Source organism: Paraplanobispora takensis (genome assembly GCF_016863195.1).
In the GTDB taxonomy this organism is placed as follows: Bacteria; Actinomycetota; Actinomycetes; order Streptosporangiales; family Streptosporangiaceae; genus Planobispora; species Planobispora takensis.
Window position 1 is genome coordinate 95394 of the sequence record NZ_BOOK01000022.1, and the last position, 19854, is coordinate 115247.

General features: G+C 71.5%; 17 protein-coding genes. 10 read left to right on the plus strand and 7 right to left on the minus strand.

Annotated elements, in window-relative coordinates:
* The first annotated feature begins 216 nt into the window (after positions 1–216).
* A complete protein-coding gene (gene treS / locus Pta02_RS16415) occupies positions 217–1905 on the plus strand; it encodes a maltose alpha-D-glucosyltransferase (RefSeq protein ID WP_203875717.1) in 1689 nt (562 codons plus the stop codon).
* Here treS and Pta02_RS16420 read toward each other — a convergent pair.
* The 3 genes from Pta02_RS16420 to Pta02_RS16430 are packed head-to-tail and all read right to left on the minus strand — an operon-like array spanning position 1892 to position 5474.
* Positions 1892–4171, minus strand: coding sequence for an FtsX-like permease family protein (locus Pta02_RS16420; RefSeq protein WP_203875695.1), 2280 nt, complete (start codon positions 4169–4171; stop codon positions 1892–1894). The genes treS and Pta02_RS16420 overlap by 14 nt on opposite strands.
* Before the next feature lie 2 nt (positions 4172–4173).
* Positions 4174–4920, minus strand: coding sequence for an ABC transporter ATP-binding protein (locus Pta02_RS16425; protein WP_203875696.1), 747 nt, complete (start codon positions 4918–4920; stop codon positions 4174–4176).
* 47 nt (positions 4921–4967) lie between these two features.
* Complete coding sequence (locus Pta02_RS16430) at positions 4968–5474, minus strand: PadR family transcriptional regulator (RefSeq protein ID WP_203875697.1); 507 nt, start codon at positions 5472–5474, stop codon at positions 4968–4970.
* Positions 5475–5608: 134 nt separating this feature from the next.
* On the opposite strand from Pta02_RS16430, the gene Pta02_RS16435 reads away from it, so the two are divergent.
* From Pta02_RS16435 to Pta02_RS16460, 6 genes are all read left to right on the plus strand, one after another.
* Positions 5609–6883: an ABC transporter substrate-binding protein gene (locus Pta02_RS16435; protein ID WP_203875698.1), complete on the plus strand. Its 1275-nt coding sequence runs from the start codon at positions 5609–5611 to the stop codon at positions 6881–6883.
* A gap of 95 nt (positions 6884–6978) precedes the next feature.
* A complete protein-coding gene (locus Pta02_RS16440; RefSeq protein ID WP_373872387.1) occupies positions 6979–8298 on the plus strand; it encodes an ABC transporter substrate-binding protein in 1320 nt (439 codons plus the stop codon).
* A 12-nt stretch (positions 8299–8310) separates the two neighbouring features.
* Positions 8311–9813 carry an ABC transporter permease gene (locus tag Pta02_RS16445; RefSeq protein WP_373872388.1) on the plus strand — a complete coding sequence of 501 codons (1503 nt, stop codon included), beginning with the start codon at positions 8311–8313 and terminating at the stop codon, positions 9811–9813.
* Positions 9810–10685 (plus strand): carbohydrate ABC transporter permease, encoded by an 876-nt coding sequence (locus tag Pta02_RS16450; RefSeq protein WP_203875700.1) that lies wholly within the window; start codon positions 9810–9812, stop codon positions 10683–10685. The genes Pta02_RS16445 and Pta02_RS16450 overlap by 4 nt, the downstream gene beginning before the upstream one ends.
* Before the next feature lie 124 nt (positions 10686–10809).
* The gene (locus Pta02_RS16455; RefSeq protein WP_203875701.1) at positions 10810–11487 is read left to right on the plus strand and encodes a uracil-DNA glycosylase; all 678 of its coding nucleotides are present in this window, start codon (positions 10810–10812) and stop codon (positions 11485–11487) included.
* Positions 11488–11525: 38 nt separating this feature from the next.
* Entirely contained in the window at positions 11526–11876 is a 351-nt protein-coding gene (locus Pta02_RS16460) for a hypothetical protein (RefSeq protein ID WP_203875702.1), read from the plus strand.
* A 197-nt stretch (positions 11877–12073) separates the two neighbouring features.
* Here Pta02_RS16460 and Pta02_RS16465 read toward each other — a convergent pair whose 3' ends face one another.
* From Pta02_RS16465 to Pta02_RS16475, 3 genes are all read right to left on the minus strand, one after another.
* Positions 12074–12925, minus strand: coding sequence for a hypothetical protein (locus tag Pta02_RS16465; protein ID WP_203875703.1), 852 nt, complete (start codon positions 12923–12925; stop codon positions 12074–12076).
* 197 nt (positions 12926–13122) lie between these two features.
* Positions 13123–13896, minus strand: coding sequence for an SAM-dependent methyltransferase (locus Pta02_RS16470; protein WP_203875704.1), 774 nt, complete (start codon positions 13894–13896; stop codon positions 13123–13125).
* Positions 13897–14041: 145 nt separating this feature from the next.
* Positions 14042–15334 carry a cryptochrome/photolyase family protein gene (locus tag Pta02_RS16475; protein WP_203875719.1) on the minus strand — a complete coding sequence of 431 codons (1293 nt, stop codon included), beginning with the start codon at positions 15332–15334 and terminating at the stop codon, positions 14042–14044.
* Positions 15335–15473: 139 nt separating this feature from the next.
* Between Pta02_RS16475 and Pta02_RS16480 the strand changes: the two genes are divergently transcribed.
* The 3 genes from Pta02_RS16480 to Pta02_RS16490 all read left to right on the plus strand — a co-directional run bounded on the left by Pta02_RS16480 (position 15474) and on the right by Pta02_RS16490 (position 18110).
* Complete coding sequence (locus Pta02_RS16480; protein ID WP_203875705.1) at positions 15474–16508, plus strand: MerR family transcriptional regulator; 1035 nt, start codon at positions 15474–15476, stop codon at positions 16506–16508.
* Between the two features lie 79 nt (positions 16509–16587).
* Positions 16588–17115 (plus strand): RNA polymerase sigma factor, encoded by a 528-nt coding sequence (locus Pta02_RS16485; RefSeq protein WP_203875706.1) that lies wholly within the window; start codon positions 16588–16590, stop codon positions 17113–17115.
* Positions 17116–17144: 29 nt separating this feature from the next.
* Complete coding sequence (locus tag Pta02_RS16490) at positions 17145–18110, plus strand: YbgA family protein (RefSeq protein ID WP_203875707.1); 966 nt, start codon at positions 17145–17147, stop codon at positions 18108–18110.
* Between the two features lie 22 nt (positions 18111–18132).
* Here the strand turns inward: Pta02_RS16490 and treZ are convergent, their stop codons facing one another.
* Positions 18133–19851 (minus strand): malto-oligosyltrehalose trehalohydrolase, encoded by a 1719-nt coding sequence (gene treZ / locus Pta02_RS16495; protein ID WP_203875708.1) that lies wholly within the window; start codon positions 19849–19851, stop codon positions 18133–18135.
* Between the last annotated feature and the right edge of the window lie 3 nt (positions 19852–19854).

The following is a 19854-nucleotide window of genomic DNA, read 5'->3' on the forward strand; positions in this document are numbered from 1 at the left end:
CGAGAAGTCCTGCTGAACGGCCTTCCCGGTATGCGGGCGACTGGTAGTGTTCGCCCCAGAAAGCGCCAGAACGGTCGGCCCGAACCACGAATTCGGTCCGGCCGGGGGCGGGGAGCACGTGGGGATGACGGCTCCCGCCAGCGCGGTCACCAAACATCATGAGCCGGGGCACCCGGTGACTTCGTCCTGCCCTTTTTCTCATCGTGAGCGAGAATGATGAACACATCCCCCCGCCCCGAGTCGGTCCCCGAGGACTTCGTCTCGGCGGACCCCCAGTGGTACAAGCGCGCCGTCTTCTACGAGGTGCTGGTCCGGGGGTTCAAGGACTCCAACGGCGACGGCACGGGCGACCTGCGCGGCCTCATCGACAGGCTCGACTATCTGCAGTGGCTCGGTGTCGACTGCCTGTGGCTGCTGCCGCTGTACGAGTCGCCGCTGCGCGACGGCGGCTACGACATCTCGGACTACATGAAGATCCTGCCGGACTTCGGGGACCTGGCGGACTTCGTGGAACTGGTCGAGCAGGCCCACCGGCGGGGCATGCGCGTCATCACCGACCTGGTGATGAACCACACCAGCGACCGGCACCCGTGGTTCCAGGCCTCCCGGCACGACCCCGAGGGGCCCTACGGCGACTTCTACGTCTGGGGGGACGACCCGTCCCGCTATCCCGACGCGCCGATCATCTTCGTCGGCGCCGAGGAGTCGAACTGGACCTACGACCCGGTCCGCAAGCAGTACTACTGGCACCGTTTCTTCCACCACCAGCCGGACCTGAACTACGACAACCCCGCGGTTCAGGAGGCCATGCTGGAGGTGCTGCGCTTCTGGCTGGACCTGGGCATCGACGGCTTCCGCCTGGACGCGGTGCCGTACCTGTTCGAGCGTGAGGGCACCGCCTGCTCCGGCCTGCCGGAGACGCACGCCTACCTGCGCAAGGTCCGCGCCGAGGTGGACCGGCTCTACCCGGACCGGGTGCTGCTGGCCGAGGCCAACGGCTGGCCCGAGGACGTGGTGGCGTACTTCGGCGACCCGGCCGTGGGCGGCGACGAGTGCCACATGGCCTTCCACTTCCCGCTCATGCCGCGCATCTTCATGGCGGTACGGCGCGGCAGCCGCGAGCCGATCTCGGAGATCATGTCGCGGACCCCGAAGCTGCCCGACAGCGCCCAGTGGGGCATCTTCCTGCGCAACCACGACGAGCTGACCCTGGAGACGGTCACCGACGACGAGCGCGACTACATGCACGCCGAGTACGCCAAGGACCCGCGCATGCGGGCCTACCTGGGCATCCGGCGCCGCCTGGCCCCGCTGCTGGACAACGACCGCGACCGGATCGAGCTGTTCACCGCGCTGTTGCTGTCGCTGCCGGGCTCCCCGGTCATGTACTACGGCGACGAGATCGGCATGGGCGACAACATCTGGCTGGAGGACCGCGACGCGGTCCGCACCCCGATGCAGTGGAGCCCCGACCGCAACGCCGGGTTCTCCACCGCCGACCCGGGCCGCCTCTACCTGCCGGCCGTCATGGACCCGATCTACGGCTTCCAGGCGGTCAACGTCGAGGCCCAGCAGAAGAACGAGTCGTCGCTGCTGCACTTCACCCGCAGGATGCTGAAGATCCGCCGGCGGCACCCGGTCTTCGGCACCGGCGCCTACATCGAGCTGTGGTCGGACAACCCCGCGGTGCTGACCTTCGTCCGCGAGGACGGCGACGACGTGATGCTGTGCGTCAACAACCTGTCGGGGCACCCGCAGCCGGTCCAGCTCGACCTGCGCCGCTACAAGGGCATGACGCCGGTCGAGGCGCGCGGCGGGGTGCCCTTCCCCGTCGTCGGCGACCTGCCGTACCTGCTGACCCTGCCGGGTCACGGTTTCTACTGGTTCCAGCTCACCGCGCGGTGACCGGGACCTGAGCGCGGGCGGCCCTGCGCGCCGGTACGGACGTCACCAGCAGGGCCGCCCCGATCGCGGTGCAGGCGGTGACCACCAGGGTCAGCGCGGAGGGGGTGCGGCCGATGCCCGCCCCCACCCCGCTCGTGTGGCCCTGCAGGTCGATCAGGCCGCCGACCACCGAGGCGCCGGCGGCCGTCCCCGCCACCACGCCCAGCACCACCAGCAGCCCGGTGCCGGTGACCAGGGTGGCGGCCACCTGCCCCGGCGTCAGGCCCATGGCCTTGAGCACCGCCAGGTCGAACGCGTGGTCGCGCAGGCCCAGGGACCTGGCGGTGAGCAGGTTGGTCAGGCCCAGCAGCGCCAGCACGACGGTCAGCGCCACGATCACCACCCGGATGACCGCGAGCCGCTCGGCCGGGTTGACCGCCCGCCGTACCTCCAGCGCCTCGCCGGAGGCCGCCAGCAGCCGGGCCCCGACCGCCTCGGGGTCGGCGCCCTTCTTGAGCACCAGGCCGTAGAACTGGGGCGGCACCGTGTCCTTGGCCGCCAGGCTGTCCATCCCCAGGGAGAGCACCTGCCCGTCGTGGTCGGGCTCGACCACCCGGCCCACGATGTGCACGATCAGCGGCGTGCCGCCGACCGTCATCCGGACCCGGTCGCCGATCTCCGCGCCCAGCAGGTCGAGCAGCCCCTGCCCGGCGACGGCCTCCCCCCGCGCGGCGAACATCCGCCCCTCCACGACCGAGAAGGGGTACGGCTCGGCGGAGGTGCCCAGCGCGCGGGCCAGAACGCTCCTGGTCTGCTCGGGCTCCAGCGCGGAGACCTCGCTGCCCGGATAGACCGCCAGCACGTCCGGGTCGGCCCGGGCGAGGCGGGCGGCGTCCTCGGCGGGCAGCCCGTCGGGGTGCACGGTGAGGGCGGCGGCCTGGCCGACCTGCTCGGGATGGCGCAGGAAGTCGTCGAGGGTCGCCCAGCAGCCGAGGCCGATGGTGATCATCATCATCGGCACGGCGAGGCCGACGATGCTCAGGAAGGCGGGCGTCCTGCGGGTGAAGGCGTCCCGCGTGCCCAGGACGAGGGCGGGCGGGAGCCGTACCAGGAGCGCGAGCCGGGCCACCCGCGACAGCCGGCCGCGGGGCGGCGCGGCCGGGGCGGCGGGGATGGGCGGGGTGCGCCCGCCGCGCCAGGCCGGCAGGGCCACCGCCACCAGCACCACCGCGGCGGTGCCCGCGACGATCGCGAGCAGCGGGACCGGGGAGAGCGGCAGCACGGACAGGCCGTCCAGCGCGAGGGTCGTCACGAGCAGGCCGCAGACCGTCCCGAGGCCGATCCCCAGCAGCCCGAGCGCGCCGTGCTCGGCCACCAGCACGGCGAAGACCTGGCCCCGCGTGTAGCCGAGGGACTTCAGGGTGGCGATGTCGCGCGTCTGGGTGAGCACCCGGCCGCCCACCGCGTTGGCGGTGGCCAGCGCGGCGGCGACCAGCCCGGCGGTGCCGAACAGCGCCAGCAGCAGCCCGAGCAGCCGGTTGTCCAGCTCCATGGACGCGCGCACCTCGCGCCAGGTGGACATGCGCTGGATCTGCTCGTCCAGCAGGGTGACCGCGCCGTGCACGACCGGCAGCGTGTCCTCCCCGTCGGCCAGCCGCAGCCCGGTGACCGACTCGCTGCGGCCCAGCGCGGGCTCGATCCCGGCGAGGGTCTGCGGCAGCACCCAGGCCAGGCCGGGGGTCCACTCGGGATAGAAGCCCTGGTCGGCGGTCTCGGCGAGCCCGACCACGACCAGGGCGTGGGAGGCGCCGTTGAGGGCGGTGACCGTGAACGGCCCGCCGACCCGCAGGTCCAGCGCCTCGGCGAAGGATCGCTCGACGACCACGCCGGCGGCGTCGGCGGGACGCAGCCAGCGGCCCCCGTCGACCAGCGGCGCGGCCACCCGGGGCGGCTGCGCGGTCGCCTCGCGCAGCGCGACCGGCGACTTCTTGCCGCCCATCGCGAGCGTCACGGGCGCCGTCCGGTACGGCCCCGCCACCTGCTCCACGCCGGGCAGCCGCGACAGGGCCGCCACGTCCGGCGCGTCCTTGGTGTGGATCCACACGTGCGCGCCCCTGGTCTGCGCGAACAGCCCTCTCCAGGGGTTTGTCCCGTCCTCCAGCAGGGTCGCCGAGGTGATCAGCGCGGTGACGATCCCGGCCACGGCCAGGATCGTGAGGGCGGCCTGACCGCGCCGGGCCCGCAGGTCGGCCCTGATCCACCGGGCCGACGCCCGGAACGTGCTCACCGTCATCCCCGCAGCTCGACCACGTCGCCGGCGGTGCCCTTGGGGCGGCGGCGGAAGGTCCCGACGGCGCCGTCGTCGACGATCTGGCCGTCGAGCAGGGAGACCACCCGGTCGGCGAGGCTGGCCACCCGGGCGTCGTGGGTGACCAGGATGATCGTCTGCCCGTCGCGGTGCACGTCGGTCAGCAGTTTCAGCACGTCGCGGGTGTTGCGGCTGTCGAGGTTGCCGGTGGGCTCGTCGGCCAGCAGCAGGCTGGGCTTGTTGGCCAGGGCCCGGGCCAGCGCGACCCGCTGCTGCTCGCCGCCGGCGAGCTGGGCGGGGGCGGCGTCGGCGCGGCCGGTCAGTCCGAGCGCGCCCAGCAGGTGCTCCCTGCGCTCGCGGGCCTCGCGGGGGGAGGCTCCGGCCAGCAGCGCGGGCAGCTCGACGTTGTCGGCCACGGTCATGTTGGCGATCAGGTTGAAGAACTGGAAGACGAAGCCGATCTTCTGGCGGCGCAGCAGCGCCCAGGCGCTCTCGCCCAGAGTGTCGGCGCGCCGGCCGTCCAGCCAGATCTCGCCGCTGGTGCGGGCGTCCAGGCCGCCGAGCATGTGCACCAGCGTGGACTTCCCCGAACCCGAGGGACCCATGATCGCGACGAACTCCCCCGCCTCCACCCGCAGGTCCACCCCGCGCACGGCGGGCACCGGCACCCCGCCGCTCTGGTAGATCTTGACGAGGTTGACGGTGTTGACCACCGGGTCTGCGCTCACGAGTCGCTCACCACTCCATTTCCTCGCGGACCGCGCGCCGTACGGGCTCAGCTCAAATCTTCCTGGCAACGGTCGAGCCAGTCGAGATCCGCCTGCAGATGCAGCATGGCGCCCTCGATCAGCAGGAGCGCGACGCGGTCTGCCGGGTCGGTGCGTTCGGAGAGCTCGTTGAGGTCGCGCATCAGCGCGATGTAGTGACGGCGCTGGCGGTTGATCAGCGTCATCCGGTCGGCGATGCCGGTCATCGGGGCCAGCACGAGCTTCATGAAGAACTCGTCGCGGACCCGCGGGCCCTCCGCCGGCTCCTCCGCCCAGGCGTCGAGGGCGTCCCGGCCCGCGGCGGTCAGATAGTAGACCTTCTTGTTCGGCCGGTTGGACTGTTCGACGTCCACCGCGCGCACCAGCCCGTCCTTCTCGAGGCGGCCGAGCGTCACGTAGATCTGCCCGATGTTCGGTGAGGGGTAGGCACTGCCAAAGATCTGTTCAAGCGCCTGTTTGAGCTCGTAGCCGTGGGCAGGTTCCTTTGCGAGGAGCGCCAGCAGGAACGGCCGCACGCTCACCTCCTCCTCGTGCTCACGTTATGTGAGCGTTACGGACTTATCCGTTGACGGTCACATTACCGCTGTGCATAACATGAATGCACCCTACCTAACACGTATGTAACCACCGCGAAACCCGGAGGTCACGAGTGCGCCGTCCGCTCATCGCCCTTCTCGCCGCGCTCGCGCTGGCGGGATGTTCGGCGGGGGCGGAGGGAGAGGCGGACGCCGGCCCGGCCGGGCCGGCGGACGGCAGCGGGCCCATCACCCTGGTGATCGGGCGCGACACGACCTCCTACCTGCAACCGCTGCTCGACCGGTGGAACCGGGATCATCCCGCCGAGCGGGTCACCCTGCTCGAGCTTCCCGAGGCCGCCGACGAGCAGCGCGCGCAGATGGTCGCCAACCTCCAGGCCAAGAGCGACCGTTACGACGTGCTGGGGCTGGACGTGGTCTGGACGGCGGAGTTCGCCGACGCCGGCTGGATCGTGCCGCTGGACCGCAGCCTGTTCCCGCTCGACCGGTTCCTGCAGCCGCTGGTGGCCACCGCCGTCTACCGGGACAAGCTCTGGGCGGTGCCGTACACCGGCAACGCCGGGCTGCTCTACTACCGCAAGGACCTGCTGGCCGAGGAGGGCTTCGCTCCGCCCACGACCTGGGCGCAGCTGCGCGAGCAGGCGCGCGCCCTGCACGCCAGGTACGGCATCGGCGGCTACGCCGGGCAGTTCCTGGCCTACGAGGGGCTGACCGTCAACTTCGCCGAGGCCGTGCAGTCGGCGGGCGGCGGGCAGATCCTCAGCACCGACGGCACGCAGGTGACCATGGACTCCGGCCGGGCGAAGGTCGGCCTCGACTTCCTGGTCGACGGGTTCCGGGAGGGGTGGATCCCGTCCGAGTCGCTCTCCTACAAGGAGGAGGAGTCGCGGCTCGCCTTCCAGGAGGGGCGGCTGGCCTTCGCCCGCAACTGGCCGCACGCCTACGGCCCGGCGACCCAGTCGGAGATCGCGGAGAAGTTCGCGGTCACCCGGCTGCCCGGGCTCGACGGTCCCGGATCCAGCTCGCTGGGCGGGCTCAACCTCGCCATCAGCGCCTATTCCAGGAAGCAGAGGTCGGCGCTGGAGTTCATCCGCTACTTCACCGGCCTGGAGAACCAGCGGCGGGTGCTCACCGACGGCTCGTTCCCGCCCGTGTGGGCCGAGCTGTACGACGACCCCGCCCTGATCAAGCGTTTTCCCTATCTGCCGGTCCTCAAGGAGAGCATCCTCTCCGCCAAGCCGAGGCCGGTCACCGCCAACTACGAACAGGTGAGCCTGGCGATCGCCAGTTCGGTCTCCAACGCGCTCACCCCGCCCTTCGAGGAGTCGAGCGGCGACGTCGTCGCCTCCATGAGAAACCAGCTCAACGAGATCATCCGGGCTCCATGACCGGGGCGATCCCCCACGGGAGCCGTCATCCCCTCGCCAGTCAGAACATCGGGGTTCCGACAAGCACAGGAGGTCTGTTCCGCATGCGTAAGACCATGACCATAGTGACAACGGCGGGGCTCGCGATCGCCCTCGCCGCGTGCGGTGGCGGCGGTGAGACCGCGAGCCCCTCTCCCGGGGCGGCGAGCGGCACCGCCTCCGCTCCGGCGGCGGCCAAGACCCTGGAGGGCCAGACCGTCGAGGTCGCCGCCAAGTGGACCGGGGCCGAGCAGGAGAACTTCCAGAAGGTGCTGGACGCCTTCACCGCCAAGACCGGCGCCAAGGTCACCTACTCCTCCACCGGTGAGGACACCGGCGCCTACCTCGGCCCGCGGATCCAGGGCGGCAGCCCGCCGGACGTGGCGATCCTGCCCCAGCCCGGCCTGGTCCAGCAGTACGCCGACCAGGACGCGCTCAAGCCGCTCACCCCCGAGGTGGTCAAGCAGATCGACGAGAACTACACCCCGTACTGGAAGGAGCTGGGCTCGGCCGACGGCCAGACGTACGGCGTGCTGGTCAAGGCCGCCCACAAGTCGCTCGTCTGGTACCGCGACCAGGCCTTCACCGACGCCGGCGTGCAGCCGACCACCACCTGGGACGAGCTCATCACGAGCGCCCAGACCGTCGCCGACTCCGGGACCGCGCCGTTCGCCCTGTGCGGGGCCTCCGGCTGGACGCTCACCGACCTGTTCGAGAACGTCTACCTGTCCACCGCCGGGCCGGACAACTACACCAAGCTCTCCAAGCACGAGATCCCGTGGACCGACCCCAGCGTGACCACCGCGCTGGAGAAGATGGCGCAGATCTTCGGCAAGCAGGAGCTCATGCTCGGCGGCAGCTCCGGCGCCCTGCAGACCGACTTCCCGACCTGCGTGACCCAGGTCTACGGCCAGGACAAGGCGGCCATGGTCATCGAGGCCGACTTCGTGGGCACCACGGCCGAGGAGTCGGACGCCAAGCTGGGCGAGGAGGCCAAGTACTTCCCCTTCCCCAAGGCCGGTGACACCGCGCCGGTCGTGCTGGGCGGCGACATCGCGGTGGCGATGAAGGAGACCCCGGGCGCCATGGCGCTGCTGGAGTTCCTCGCCTCCAAGGAGGGCGGCGAGGTCTGGGCCAAGCTCCCCGGTTACCTCTCGCCCAACCGCAACGTCTCACCCGACAACTACCCGAGCGACCTGACCAAGCAGCTCGCCCAGACGATCATTTCCGCCGGTGAGACGGTCCGCTACGACATGTCCGACCTGGCGCCCAGCGCCTTCGGCGGCACCGACGGCAAGGGCGAGTGGAAGCTCCTGCAGGACTTCCTGCGCGACCCGTCCGACATCAAGAAGATCCAGAGCCAGCTCGAGGCCGAGGCCGAGAAGGCCTGGAAGTAAAGGGGACAGGCCGTGACCGACAGGTTGGACGGCCCGCAGGACCCGCGCGGCGGCGACGCCGCCCGCGGGTCCTCCCCCGGACCGAACGACGCATCCGCCGACGACGGGCGGGTGCACCCCGCGCTGTCCGACGTCCGCTCGGAGGACCCGATCACCCCCCCGGCCGCGCCGGAGGTCGCGACCGCCGGGCCCGCCGCCCCGGAGGCCGCGCCGGCGCAGGCCAAGGGCTCCAGGCTGGGCCCGCCGTCGACGATGGCGATCATGTTCCTGCTGCCGAGCCTGGTCCTGCTCGGCGCGATGGTGCTCTATCCGATCTTCTACTCCGTCTACCGGAGCTTCTACGGCGCGAACGAGGCCGAGTTCGTCGGCCTGGACAACTACGCGGCGATCTTCACCGACGCCTCGACCCTGACCACCATCAGGAACAACCTGATCTGGGTCGTGGTGGCCCCCCTGCTGGTCACCACGATCGGCCTGATCTTCGCGGTGATGACCGAGCGGATCCGCTGGGCGACCGCGTTCAAGCTGATCGTGTTCATGCCCATGGCCGTCTCGCTGCTGGCCTCCGGCGTCATCTTCCGCCTGGTCTACGAGCAGGACCCGGACCGCGGCGTGGCCAACGCCGTGATCGCCTCGGTCTCGGGCGCGTTCGGCGGCGGTCAGGGATATCCGGACGCCAGGGCCAGGGGAGGCGACCAGTCCCCCGCCGCCGCCGAGGGCCGCGCGGTGGTGACCAAGCAGCCCTCCCAGCCGGGACAGGTCGCGCTCCTGCCCCTGGTCGGCGTCAAACCCGCCGACCTCGCCACGGCCGCCACGGCGAAGGCCGCCCAGCCGGCCCCGGGCGAGCTGACCGGCACCGTGTGGGTGGACTTCACCCAGGGCGGCGGCGGGCAGCCCAACCAGGTGGACGGCACCGAGAAGGGCCTGGAGGGGATGACCGTCGAGGCGGTGCAGAACGGCGCGGTCAAGGCGGAGGCCACCACCGAGGCCGACGGGACCTTCCGGATCACCGGGCTCGCCCCGGGCGACTACATCGTACGGCTCCCGCAGTCGAACTTCGAGGCGTCCTTCAACGGCCTGACCTGGCTCGGCCCGACGCTGATCACCCCGGCGATCATCGGCGCGTTCATCTGGGTGTGGGCGGGCTTCGCCATGGTGCTGATCGCGGCGGGGCTGTCGGCCATCCCGCGTGACGCGCTGGAGGCCGCCCGCATCGACGGCGCCACCGAGTGGCAGGTGTTCCGCCGGATCACCGTGCCGCTGCTCTCCCCGGTGCTGCTCGTCGTGTTCGTCACGATGATCATCAACACGCTGAAGGTGTTCGACCTCGTCTTCATCATCGCGCCGGGATCGGTGCAGCCGAACGCCAACGTGATCGCGCTGGAGATGTGGCGGGTCTCCTTCGGCGGCGGCGGGAACCAGGGACTGGGCAGCGCGCTGGCCATCTTCCTGCTGGTCCTCGTACTGCCCTTCATGATCCTCAACATCCGGCGGTTCAGGAGGGACAACCAGTGACGGCCCCGACTCTCGGCGCACCGCCGCGCAGCACCCTCGGCCGGATCGTCGACCGGGTGGGCGGCGGCGTGCTCCAGGTGCTGCTCGTGCTGATCGGCATCTTCTGGCTGGTCCCCACCCTCGGCCTGTTCGTGGTCTCGATCCGCGAGGAGGCCGCCAACAACTCCAGCGGCTGGTGGACGGTGTTCACCAAGCCGGCCGAGCTGACCCTGTCCAGCTACAGCAACCTGCTGGCCACCGACTTCACCGCGTCGTTCTGGAACACCGTGCTCATCACGGTGCCCACGACGATCCTGGTGATCGGCGTCGCGGCCATGGCGGCCTACGCGTTCGCCTGGATGGACTTCCCCGGCAGGGACGCGCTGTTCCTGGTGGTCGTCGCCCTGCTGGTGGTGCCGATCCAGATCGCCCTCATCCCGATCGCGCAGCTGTACGGCTTCCTCGGCATCTTCGGCTCGATCCCCGGCGTGGTGCTCTTCCACGTCTCATTCGGACTCCCCTTCGCCATCTTCCTGCTCCGCAACTTCTTCGTGGGCATCCCCTCCTCGTTGCTGGAGGCGGCGCGGATGGACGGCGCGGGAGAGTGGAGGATCTTCTCGACCGTGGTGTTCCCGCTGGCCAAGCCGGCGATCGCCTCGCTCGGGATCTTCCAGTTCCTCTGGGTCTGGAACGACCTGCTCGTCGCCCTGGTCTTCGCCAACACCGAGAACCAGCCGATGACCAAGTCCCTGCAGTCCCAGATGCGGCAGTTCGGGACCAACGTCGACATCCTGGCGCCGGGAGCATTCCTGTCGCTGATCATCCCGTTGATCCTGTTCTTCGCCTTCCAGCGTTACTTCGTGCAGGGAATGCTGGCGGGCTCGGTGAAATAAGGGGGCAGGCCCGGTACGGCCCGCGCGGGCCGTACCGGACCTCCGCCATCCCCGATGGGATCGGGCTTCACGGAGTGATGCGTACCTCCCCGCAATGTCGGCGGAGCCCGATAGGGTTCCGACCATGGCCGCACGTCCGTTGAACGAAATCGTGGAAGCCGGGTGGGCCGAGGCCCTGGAACCCGTCGCCGGCAAGATCGCCGAAATGGGCGACTTCCTCCGCAAGGAGGTCGCCGCGGGCAGGCAGTACCTCCCCGCGGGAGACAACGTCCTCCGAGCTTTCAAGCAGCCCTTCGACCAGGTCAAGGTGCTGATCGTCGGGCAGGACCCCTACCCCACGCCGGGGCACCCGATCGGGCTGAGCTTCTCCGTCGCCGCGGACGTGCGCCCCATCCCGGGCAGTCTGCGCAACATCTACAAGGAGCTCACCGAGGACCTCGGCCTGCCGATGCCGGGCAACGGCGACCTGACCCCGTGGGCCGAGCACGGCGTGCTGCTGCTCAACAGGGTGCTCACCGTCATGCCGGGCAAGCCCGCCTCGCACCGGGGCAAGGGCTGGGAGGAGGTCACCGAGCAGGCCATCAGGGCGCTCGTGGCCCGCGACAAGCCGCTGGTCGCGATCCTGTGGGGCCGCGACGCCCGCTCCCTCGTGCCGATGCTCGGTGACACGCCGACCGTCGAGTCGGCCCACCCGAGCCCGCTGTCGGCGCGCAGCGGCTTCTTCGGCTCCCGCCCCTTCAGCCGGGCCAACCAGCTTCTGGAGAAGCAGGGCGCGACCCCGGTCGACTGGAAACTGCCGTAGGCTGATCCCTGAGCCGCGGGGCACTAGGATCATTGACCATGAGCGATGATTCGAGCACCGAACGCTATCTCCGTCTGACGGTCGAGCTGACTGTGGAGGTGCGGGACCTCGGCGCTCTCCAGGCCGCCGCGCTGAAGGAGATCGAGCACCCCGACGCCGACCTCGACGACGAGGAGCGCCGTGAGCAGGCGGAGATGGTCTCCGCCGACGACACCGGCGCCACGGCCCTGCAGTGGCTGATCGAGCCTGACCACGTCCTGGGACTGATCGAGCACGTCGAGCATGTCGAGCCGCGTGAGGCCGTGCTGGGCGTCGAGCCCTCCGACGGTCCCTCCGACGAGGAGGACGACGACCACGGGCACGACCATGACCACGATCACCACCACTGACATGTGACGCGCACACGCCCGGCCCCCCTCGGGGACCGGGCGTGTGCGTGTTCCGGCGGCTCCCGCCTCTCGGGGACCGGGCGTGCGCGCGCTCCGGCGGCCACGCGGCTCCGGGCTCTCGCAGGCCCCGGGCTCTCGCAGGCCCCGGGCTCTCGCAGGCCCCGGGCTCTCGCAGGCTCCGGCCGGTCGTGCGCGGTTCAGCCGGCGAGGATCTCCTCGCGGCGGGCGACCAGGCGGTCGCGCCGTACGGCCAGCTCGGCGGAGCGGGAGGCCAGGCCGTCGACCGTCTCGCCGACCCACCGGCCCATCTCGGCGACGGCCTCCCCGGTGCGGGAGATCCGCTGGTGCTTGATGGCGTCGGTGATGATGTTGTCGAAGAAGGTGTCGGCGAACCACCGGGTGTCCACCTCGGGCATGGCCGGGGCGACGTGCGTCCCGATGTCGGCCAGCTCCCGGGCGAAGGCGTCCAGCGCCTGCTGGGCGTGCCAGGTGGCCTCGTCGGCCCGGCGCAGGTGGCCGTGCTCCATCATGTCCGCGATGGTGCCGCCGCCGATCAGGTCCCAGGTGGAGGCGCCGCGTGCGCCGCCCAGGCAGCGCAGGACCTGGCCGATCGCGTGGCCGGCCTCGATCCCGGCCTGCCGGGCCTCCTCGTGCTCGCGCAGGTCCGCCGCGGTGTCGGCCAGGTTCCGGGAGATCTCGACGAGCTCGCGGCCGCGCGGGTCGTCCGACCCCACCAGCAGCCGCTCCTTGTGCCCGAGCAGGATGTCGAACTCCTGCCTGGCGTTCTCCAGCCCGGCCAGGCCGCCGCTCAGGGCCGCCAGGTCCGACTGCAGCCACTGGAGCCGGGTCCGTTGCCCGCGCAGCCGTTCCCGTACGACCTCCGCCTCCGCCCGCTCCCGGTCGAGCCTGTCCTGCCGGGATCCGGCCAGCCCCGACAGGAAGGCGGCGAAGCCGCCCTTCTCCAGCCGGGAGACGTCGTCCTCCTCCTCGGCGAGCCGGGCCTCCAGGTCGGCGACGAGGCGGCCCGCCTCCTCGATCTGCACGGCCACGGCCCGGTGCTGCGCGGTCAGTCGATCCAGCCGCCGGGCTCGCTCCCGGGCGGTTCGCAGATCATCGTCAATGGGGGTGTAGGAGGTCACACCTGTGCGACGTGCGGGAGGGTCAAATCGTTCCTGCCGCACGACGGGCCTCTCCGCACCGCAGCCTCCCGCACCACGGGCCTTGCCGCGCTCAGAGCTTCCCGTCCTCAGGCCTTCTTGCGGCCGACCCCGCCCCAGCCCAGGATCGCCATGCGCTCCAGGGCGTTGGGGGCGATGAAGGCGTCGTTGTCCAGCAGCTCGAAGTCGCCGAAGAAGAGCCTGATCTCCTCGGGCGTCCGCGGGAACACCCCCGAGCTGGCCCGGGCGTAGACGTCCTTCACCTTGTCGGTGTCCTTGGCCCGGCGCTCGGCCATCGACATGTGGGTGATCACCAGGAAGCTGCCGGGCGCCATCATCTCCCGCAGCTTGGCCACCTCGGAATAGGGATCGTCGAGGAAGTGCAGGAGCGCGACCATTAGCACGGCGACCGGCTCCTCCGGGTCGAGCAGGCCGGTCTCCTTGGCCTTGGCCCAGATGTCCTCGGGGTCGCGCAGGTCGCCCTCCACCATGGCGACCGTCGGGGCGTGGGCGAGCAACGCCCTGCCGTGCACGCACACGATCGAATCGTTGTCCACGTAGACCGTGCGGGCCTCGGGGTCGACCGTGCCCGCGACCTGGTGCACGTTCTGCTGGGTGGGCAGCCCGGCGCCGATGTCGACGAACTGGCGGATGCCCTCCCGGGCCGCGAGGTGGTGCACCGCGTTGCCGAGGTACTGGCGGTTGAGCCGGACGCCCTCGCGCGACTCGGGGAAGGCCTTCAGGACCTGCTCGGCGGCGGCGCGGTCGGCGGCGAAGTTGTCCTTGCCGCCGAGCATGTAGTCGTAGATCCGTGCGACGTTCGCCGTGTTGACGTCAAGACCGTAGGGATTCCGCTCGCTCATGCAGCCCACCTCACCCCGACGCCGTCACCCTGGGTCGACCCTGTCGCAGATCGTAGCCGACGAAAAGCCTCCATGGACGGCATCGCGGACATTATCCGCGCCCAGTTCCAGACCGCCGTAACCCCCAGAGAATCGGCGGTTCGGCTCAGTCGAGCGGGACCAGCGGGCCGGGATAGCCGTGGACGGCCGAGGGCAGCCGCCACGGCCGGTGGACCGCCCTGCCCGGGACGGCCTCCAGCTCGGGAAGATAACGGCGGACGTACTCCCCGTCGGGGTCGAAGCGCACGGCCTGCCTGATCGGGTTGATGACCCGGTTGGGCCGGGTGTCGTTGCCGGTGCCCGCCACCCACTGCCAGTTGCCGTAGTTGTTGGCCACGTCGCCGTCGAGCAGCAGCTCCCAGAAGTGCGCGGCCCCCACCCGCCAGTCGACCTTCAGCCACTTGACCAGGAACGAGGAGGTGATCAGGCGGGCCCGGTTGTGCATCCAGCCCTCGGCGCGCAGCTGCCGCATGCCCGCGTCGACGATCGGCACCCCCGTCATGCCCGCCTTCCAGGCCTGGGCGGCGTGTTCGTCGTCGTGCCAGCGCAGCCCCCGCGACCGGTAGTCGTCCCGGTTGATCCGGGGGAAGGCGAAGGTCACCTGGTGGTGGAAGTCGCGCCAGCACAGCTGCCTGACGAACTCCCCGCCGTCCTCGGCCAGCGATTCCAGCTCCAGCGGCGACAGGCAGCCGAAGCGCAGGTAGGGGCTGAGCTTGGAGGTGCGGTTCCCGGCGAGGTCGTCCTGCCCCTCGGCGTAGTCCCCGACGCACCACCTCAGCCACTGCGACATCCGCTTGCGCGCCACCGTCTCCCCTCCGGTCAGCAGGGGGTGCCCCTCCCCGCGGGCCCGCTCCCGCCACGTCCCTTCGGGCCAGCCCGATCGCAGGTTCTCGGGCACGGGGACCCATCGCGGGGCCGGCAGCACCCGCCGGCGCTCCGTGCGCGACCAGGACCGGAGGTAGGGAGTGAAGATCCGGTAGTGGTCGCCTCCGCCCGAGGGGCGCAGGGCCCCCGGCGGCACGATGGTCACGCCGGGGAAGGTGCGGAACTCCATCCGGTGCCGCGCGCACTCCTCGGCCAGCCGCCGTTCCCTGGCGCGGGCGAACGCGCTGACGTCGGCGCTGACGTAGACGGCCCGCGCCGACAGCTCCCGCGCCAGCCGTACCGTCTCCGTCACCGGGTCCCCCCGGCGGACCGCGAGATCCCCGCCCCGCCTGCGCAGCGAGTCGCGCAGGTCGGCAAGGCACTCGACCAGGAAGCCCCCGCGCGGGCTCCCCGTCAGGGCCGGGTCCACCACGAAGAGCGGGACGACCCGGCGCGCGCCGGCGCACGCGGCGGCCAGCGCGGGGTGGTCGTGCACGCGCAGGTCCCGGTTGAACAAGACGATGACGGTGTCCATCACCAGCCGTCTTCGTACGCTTACGGTCCATGGTTGCATCCGCCATGGGATCGGTTCCGAAAGAATGGGAGCCCCCACTGCCGCGAGCCGCGGCCCGGGGCGCCGTGGAGGTCCGGGACGGGAGGAAGAACGGCAGCGGATGGACGAGCGACCGACCACCGAGGATGAACCGGGATACGGAATCGGCGCCGTGGCCCGGCGGCTCGGCGTGCCCGCCCCGACGCTCCGCACCTGGAACCTGCGCTACGGCCTCGGCCCGAGCCGCCGCAGCCCGGGCGGGCACCGCCGTTACGACTCCCGTGACCTGCGGCGCCTGGAGGAGATGAACCGGCTGATCAGGAGCGGTGTCCCGGCCGCCGACGCGGCCAAGCTGGTCATGGGCCCCGGCTTCACCGAGGAGATCGCCACCGCGCCCCGGCCGGCGCCCGCCCCCGGCCGGTCCGCCGCCGGGAACGGGACGCCCCCGCCGCAGCCGCCCGCCGGGCCCGGCCCGCACGCGCCGTCCGGGACCTCGCCCGGCACCGCGGCCGGCTCACCCGAGGTCCCGCCCGAGATTCCGTCCGAGATTCCCACGGTGGCCATGCTGACCCGCGCGGCGGTCGCGCTGGACAGCGGGACCGTCTCCGGCTGGATCGGCGCCGCGCTGGCCAGGTACGGGGTCCAGTGGACCTGGGAGCACCTGGTGCTGCCGGTCTTCGCCTCGATCTCCAGGCGCCAGGCCGAGACCGGGGCCGCCATCGAGATCGAGCACGTGTTCTCCGACCGGGTGCTGGCCGCGCTGATCCCGCTCGTCAGGCCGCCGCAGGTCCCGGTCAACGACCGGCCGGTCCTGCTTGCCTGCGCCGAGGACGAGCAGCACAGCCTGGCCGTCTACGCCCTGGCGGCGGCCCTGACCACCGGGCAGCGGGTCGAGACGCGCGTCCTGGGCGCGCGCACGCCGTTCTCCGCCCTGGCCGAGGCGATGCGCCGGGTCGGCCCCTCGGTCGTCTTCGTCTGGTCGCAGCAGTCGGCGACCGGCGACCCCGGTCCCCTGACGAGACTGCCCGTGTCCCGCCCGCCGAGCCGGATCGTGGCGGGGGGGCCGGGATGGTGGCCGGAGGACCTGCCGCCGTCGATCCCGCACGTCACCTCCTTCCGTGACGCCCTCGTCGGGATCTCCGCCGCCCTGAGTTGATCAACCCGATCGCCTTGTGGTCTTGGACGCGAATGGGTATGAATAAGTTTTGAATAGGTTTTCAGGGAAGGAGGAGATCATGACCACGGACACTTTGAACGCGCGCCTGGCCGCCGGCGACGACATGGCCCTGGTGGAGTGCCTGCGCACCCACGCGGCCCTCATCCGCTCCTACCTGCGCCGCTTCGTGCCCGCCCAGGACGTGGAAGACCTGCAACAGGTGGTCTTCGCGGAGGTGTGGCGCTGCCGTCACCGCTTCGACCCGGCCAGGAGCCTGCCTGCGTGGCTGCTCGGCATCGCGCACAACCGCGCGGTCGACCACCTGCGGGTGCGCCGGCTGACGACCGTGCCGCTGGAGGCGGTCGCCGACCCGCCGGGCGCCGACGGGCGGTCGTACGGCGACGGCCTCGCCGACCGCGACCGGATCCGCCGGGCGCTGGCCGAGCTGCCCGCGCCGCAGCGCCAGGCCATCGAACTGGCCTACTACGGCGACCTGACGCAGCGGGAGATCGCGGAGAGGCTGAGCGTCCCGCTCGGCACCGTCAAGGCCCGCACGGCCCGGGGCCTGCGCCGGCTGTCGGATCTCCTCACCCCGGCTGCGGCGTGAAAGGCGGTCTGAGCGGTATGAACCACGACATGAGAGCCCATACGAACCACGAGGTCAGGCCCAGGATCGCGGTGTCGAGCTGCCTGATCGGCGAGATGGTGCGCTTCAACGGCGGGCACAGCCGCGACCGGTTCCTCAGCGGGGAACTGGATCCGCACGTGGACTGGGTGCCGATCTGCCCGGAGATGGAGATCGGTCTCGGTGCCCCCCGCGAGAGCCTGCGCCTCGAACGCTCGCCCGACGGCCCCCGCCTGGTCACCAGGAAGACGCGGGCCGACCTCACCGGCCCGATGGCGCTCCTGGCCACCGAGCGGGCGGCCGCCCTCGACGTGGACGGTTACGTCTTCAAGTCCAAGAGCCCCAGCTGCGGGATCCACGGCATACCGATCTACGCCGGGGACGCGGCCGTCGACCGCAGGAGCCGGGGCGTGTTCGCCGCCCGCGTCATGGACACCCATCCGCTGCTGCCGGTGGAGGACGAGGGACGGCTGAACGACGCGCTGCTGCGCGAGACCTTCGTCGAGCGCGTCTTCGCCCACGCGCGGCTGCGCGCGTTCCTGGAGAGCGACTGGAGCCCGCGCGACCTGGTCGCCTTCCACACCCGCCACAAGATGCAGCTGCTCTCGCACGACCCCGTCGCCTACCACGAGGCCGGCCGGGCCGTCGCCCTCGCCGGCGTGCTGAGCCGCCGGGAGCTGGCCGCCAAATACAGCACCGCCTTCCGTACGGCCTTCAGCCGCAAGGCGAGCATCGGCCGCCACGTCAACGTGCTCCAGCACTGCATGGGGATGATCGGCGACTCCCTGGACCCCGCCCGGCGGGCCGACCTGATGGAGGTCATCTCCTCCTACCAGGCCGGCCTGGTGTCCCTCAGCGTGCCCGTGGCCCTGATCATGCACGACGCCCAGGGAGAGGGCGCCGGCTACGTCAGCGACCAGACCTACTTCGCGCCCTACCCGGAAGAACTCCGCCTGCGCAACCACGTCCCCGGCTGAGCCGCCCCGGCCCGCCGGGCGCTCATCCGGCCGCGGCCCTGAGCACGGCCAGGGAGCGCGGGGGCAGGACGAGATCGGGGCTCAGGTGCACTCCGGGATCGGAGGCGAGCACGATCTCGGCCGGCCGGGTCTGCAGCGTGACCGGCGCCGGGCCGAGGTTGGCCGCCACCCGGAAGGCGCCCCGGTGCACCACCAGCCAGGCGTCCTCGTGCTCCACCCGGACGCGGTCCAGCCGCGGATCCGACAGGTCCGGGTGCTGCCGGCGCAGCGCGATCAGCGCGCGGTACCAGTCGAGATGGGCCCGGTGGGCGTCGTGCTCCAGTTCGCTCCAGTCGAGCTTGGCCCGCAGGAACGTCGTCTCCTCGCTCGGGTCGGGCGCCTTGCGCGCCCAGTCGTCGTAGCCGAAGCCGACGAACTCCCTGCGCCGCCGGTCGGCCTCGTCCTCGCGCAGGTGCGGCTCGACGTGGTCGGTGAAGAACAGGAACGGCGTGCGCGCCCCCCACTCCTCGCCCATGAACAACATCGGGGTGAACGGCGAGGTCAGCAGCAGCCCGGCCGCCAGCCGCAGGGCCTGGGGGTCCATCCGGTCCCCCTCGGCGCGGTTGCCGATCTGGTCGTGGTTCTGAGCGCAGACGACGAACCGGTGGCCGGGGACGTGCCGGGCCGGACGGCCGTGGTCGCGCCCGCGGAAGCTGGAGTAGGTCCCGTCGTGGTAGTAGGCCGAGGTCAGCACCTTGGCCAGCGCGCCGGCCGGCGTCGCGGCGAAGTCCTCGTAGTAGCCGTGCCGCTCCCCCGTCACCGCCGCGTGCAGGGCGTGGTGCACGTCGTCGTTCCAGACCGCGGCCAGGCCGTACCCGCCGGCCTCCCGGGGGGTCACCAGCCGCGGGTCGTTGAGGTCGGACTCGGCGATGAGCGTCAGCGGCCGGCCCAGCGCGGCCGACAGGTTGTCCGCCTCGACGGCCAACTCCTCCAGGAAGTGCAGGGCCCGGCTGTCGTGCAGGGCGTGCACGGCGTCCAGCCGCAGGCCGTCGAGGTGATAGTCGCGCAGCCACTGCAGCGCGTTGCCGATGAAGTAGCGGCGCACCTCATCGGAGCCGGGACCGTCCAGGTTGACCGCCTGCCCCCAGAAGGAGGAGGCCGAGGAGTGGAAGTAGGGACCGAAGGGGGCCAGGAAGTTCCCCGACGGGCCGAGGTGGTTGTGGACCACGTCGAGGATGACCCCCAGCCCCCGGCGGTGGCAGGCGTCCACGAAGCGCTTGAACCCGTCGGGACCGCCGTAGTTGTCGGTCACCGCCCACAGGTCCACCCCGTCGTACCCCCAGTTGCGCCCGCCGGGGACCGGCGGCACCGGCATGACCTCCACGAAGCCGATGCCGAGCGCGGCCAGGTGGTCCAGCTTCTCGGTCGCCGCCTCGAACGTCCCGGCCGGGGTGAAAGTGCCGATGTGCAGCTCGTAGACGACCGAGCCGGCCAGGGTGCGGCCGGTCCACAGCTCGTCGCTCCACACGAACCGGTCGTGGTCGTAGACGCGGCTCGGCCCGAAGATCCCCTCGGGCTGCCAGCGGGTCCGCGGGTCGGGCAGCCGGTCGCCGCCGTCCAGCCGGAACCAGTAGTCCGTGCCGTGTCCGGCCCCCGGCACCTCGGCCGTCCACCAGCCGCCCCGCCCCGCCCGCATCGGGTGCCGGGTCCCGTCGATCTCCACCTCGACCGACGCCGCCTGCGGCGCCCACAGCTCGAACATCGG

What these genes read in the sequence shown, in the direction of transcription:
- treS (WP_203875717.1), top strand. Translation starts at nt 217, where the DNA reads ATGAACACATCCCCCCGCCCCGAGTCGGTCCCCGAGGACTTCGTCTCG.
- Pta02_RS16440 (WP_373872387.1), top strand. Translation starts at nt 6,979, where the DNA reads ATGACCATAGTGACAACGGCGGGGCTCGCGATCGCCCTCGCCGCGTGC.
- Pta02_RS16455 (WP_203875701.1), top strand. Translation starts at nt 10,810, where the DNA reads ATGGCCGCACGTCCGTTGAACGAAATCGTGGAAGCCGGGTGGGCCGAG.
- Pta02_RS16460 (WP_203875702.1), top strand. Translation starts at nt 11,526, where the DNA reads ATGAGCGATGATTCGAGCACCGAACGCTATCTCCGTCTGACGGTCGAG.
- Pta02_RS16470 (WP_203875704.1), bottom strand. Translation starts at nt 13,896, where the DNA reads ATGAGCGAGCGGAATCCCTACGGTCTTGACGTCAACACGGCGAACGTC.
- Pta02_RS16475 (WP_203875719.1), bottom strand. Translation starts at nt 15,334, where the DNA reads ATGGACACCGTCATCGTCTTGTTCAACCGGGACCTGCGCGTGCACGAC.
- Pta02_RS16480 (WP_203875705.1), top strand. Translation starts at nt 15,474, where the DNA reads ATGGACGAGCGACCGACCACCGAGGATGAACCGGGATACGGAATCGGC.
- Pta02_RS16485 (WP_203875706.1), top strand. Translation starts at nt 16,588, where the DNA reads ATGACCACGGACACTTTGAACGCGCGCCTGGCCGCCGGCGACGACATG.
- Pta02_RS16490 (WP_203875707.1), top strand. Translation starts at nt 17,145, where the DNA reads ATGAGAGCCCATACGAACCACGAGGTCAGGCCCAGGATCGCGGTGTCG.
- treZ (WP_203875708.1), bottom strand. Translation starts at nt 19,851, where the DNA reads ATGTTCGAGCTGTGGGCGCCGCAGGCGGCGTCGGTCGAGGTGGAGATC.